Origin of the sequence: Endozoicomonas atrinae (assembly GCF_001647025.1) — a bacterium.
Lineage (GTDB): Bacteria > Pseudomonadota > Gammaproteobacteria > Pseudomonadales > Endozoicomonadaceae > Endozoicomonas > Endozoicomonas atrinae.
Window position 1 is genome coordinate 1 of sequence record NZ_LUKQ02000451.1, and the last position, 2478, is coordinate 2478.

2 protein-coding genes and 1 pseudogene are annotated in these 2478 nt (G+C 45.3%); 2 read left to right on the forward strand and 1 reads right to left on the reverse strand.

The window, feature by feature from the left end:
- Window positions 1-759 precede the first annotated feature (759 nt).
- Both AK963_RS27770 and AK963_RS27775 read left to right on the forward strand, forming a co-directional pair.
- Window positions 760-939 carry a DUF6435 family protein gene (locus AK963_RS27770; RefSeq protein WP_066018557.1) on the forward strand — a complete coding sequence of 60 codons (180 nt, stop codon included), beginning with the start codon at window positions 760-762 and terminating at the stop codon, window positions 937-939.
- Window positions 940-1394: 455 nt separating this feature from the next.
- Window positions 1395-1727 (forward strand): hypothetical protein, encoded by a 333-nt coding sequence (locus AK963_RS27775; protein WP_066018558.1) that lies wholly within the window; start codon window positions 1395-1397, stop codon window positions 1725-1727.
- 561 nt (window positions 1728-2288) lie between these two features.
- Here AK963_RS27775 and AK963_RS36115 read toward each other — a convergent pair.
- Window positions 2289-2478: pseudogene (locus AK963_RS36115) on the reverse strand (IS630 family transposase); the annotation flags it as partial.

Below are 2478 nucleotides of genomic sequence, written 5' to 3' on the forward strand. Positions count from 1 at the left end.
GAATAAGCTAACCGGTTAATTAAATGAAATGGTCAACCCCGTTTGAATTAATGGCATCAAAGATGATGATAAGAGTCAGTCTAAAGCTCTGATTGAGACAACAGGTAAAGAGAAATCCTAAAGGGCACTGGGAAAGTCATTAAATTCCCCATCAGGGAAGGAGTGAACCCTGACGGGGAAGCTGCATTTATTGAATAAATGCCATCTACAGCTCTGATAAAGTAACAACGAATTGAAACAAGGTCAAAGGCATGGGGGGCATTCATTGAGCCGGGTATTGATCTGGTGTTGGTGGAGGACAAGTTGATACCAGCAGGGTATGAAAAAACTGGCAATTCCCGAAGGAATTACCAGTCGTTCCACTACATCAACCTTAAGCAATCCTACATATCGGCTAAAGGACTGAGCGTTTTATGTTGAATAAGGGGAGAAGATAAAAAATACCCGGCACGACTGTTGCCGGGTATCACAGAAGCAAGACACTGCTCTGTAAAAAAAATGCTGGTCTAACCAGCCAATAAACAGAAGAATAAATTCCGCAACCGGCTGATGCCCATGTCACAAAAGCCCGTCCCTTGGAGACCTGCTGCGGAATTCGGGACGAATGATAAAACAGCGAGCACAAGAAACAACCGGTATAAACCGTGATCTTTCCTGATGCTCTCTTCGGATTATCGATCTCTGTAGAAACCTCCTCTCTCTATCAGTGTCGAAAGGCACCGCAGAATCCTGCTATTCAATCACAGTTTTGGAGGAGCAATGTTCACTCTGTTCAGTACCTGCCCAACCCGACAGCTGAGAAAAGATTATAACCTGCTGATGGAAAGAGCCCATTTTGTCCGGGACAAGGGCAACATCAGCCGTTACATCCTGCTGTTGGTTCAGGCTGAAAAAGTATGGGAGATCATCGAGGTATTGGAGAACGGCGGTGAACCCTGACTGAACAATCTCCCTGCCGTACTAGGACCGGGAGCAGGCAGGGAGAACTGCTACAGCGAGCGGGTTTCTATCAACCACACCTATACACTACCAATGCAGCGTACAGAGGTCAAAGTGGATTATTGACAACCGATTTTCATGGCACGACCGATTGCAGTCATTAGCTTACTGAATGCTTACCGGATGCAGACATTAAGTCGTCTACCCTAGGGGGACAATATAAACGTGAAAGAAAGGAGAGAAGCATGAGTGCCATTATGAACTGGGGTTTTGGGTTTTTCCTGACGGATTACGGCGGGTTTGCCTCATCCATGATTCGGACAGTGATCCAGGCTCTGTAATTATGAAAAAACCATGTCGTTTATACCGGCATTGCGAAGTAATTTGTCCTTAATAAATAGTCACATTGGCGGATAAAGAGAATATCAACCTTCTGCCGATGTGGACTCTGCACCATGAAAAGACTGCTGCTCACCCTCCCCCTGATTATCCTTACCGCCGGTTGTAGTTCACTGACAGAATCTGGCAGTTCACCCGGTCAGCAAGTTGCCCTGCGCAGTACTCCTGAGGGCATCACGGTTTATGAGCAAACAGTGTCAGGACAGAAGAAACTGGGGGTAACACCAGCCAATGTCATGCTTACCCCTGCAGCTGGGAAAATTTTCATTTTTAAAAAAGAGGGATATTTTCCCCAGATGGCGACCCTGAAAGCCAATGGTAACCCTGAGCGTGGTGAGTACCAGTTTTTGAATAATGAAGTGCATGTCACCATGCAGCCTGCTCGCTAAAGGTTTTTACAGGCTCGAAGGAGCCTGATACCTCATTCTCATTTATGCCCCAAACCAGATGACATAATCCACAGCGCTGCCAAGAATAACCATAATAGCAACTAATCCATAGCGTACTTGCATAAGACTCCTTCATAGTGATTGTTATTTTCTCATGCGACACCGATAAGAATTATCACCTTCTTATGAAAATGGCCAGAACTCATCAAAGTCTCCATTGGCCTGCAAAAAATTAACCGCTGCTATGATGTGCCCTCAGAAAGGCGGTGTTAAAGGACTGTACGTTTGATGTACTAAGGTGCATATTTTGGTTTTATCAAAAAACTCCGCGACCGGTTCCCTTCCCACCGCCATACAATGAAACCCTTACAATACCTGTTGTAAGGGTTTTGTCGTTTATAGGCCCTATAAACAAAGGGTTAAACGCACTTCGCTGGAGGATTCGCCCTCCCCACAAACAAGCTATTTTCGACCCTTTTTTGCCGTTTTCTCTCTTCTCTCTGAAAAAGTGGAGGAATTGGCCCTTCGAGTCCTCCACTTTATACCAATTGAATTTTCTAACTACTGTATAACTGCCCAATCACGGGAGCACAGACTGAACAGTCGACCAGCTTCGCTGCAAAGGTTATTCCAAGCTTCACAGCAACAATCTACAATATTTTCATAACCTGAAAATGCTTTGTTTGATAAGTCATGCTCCCGCATCCACTCCCATAGCCTTTCTGAGCTGTTTAACTCCGGTGCGAATGGT

Bases quoted from the DNA above. Each gene is read 5' to 3' on its own strand.
- AK963_RS27770 (WP_066018557.1), top strand. From the start codon at position 760: ATGTTCACTCTGTTCAGTACCTGCCCAACCCGACAGCTGAGAAAAGAT.
- AK963_RS27775 (WP_066018558.1), top strand. From the start codon at position 1,395: ATGAAAAGACTGCTGCTCACCCTCCCCCTGATTATCCTTACCGCCGGT.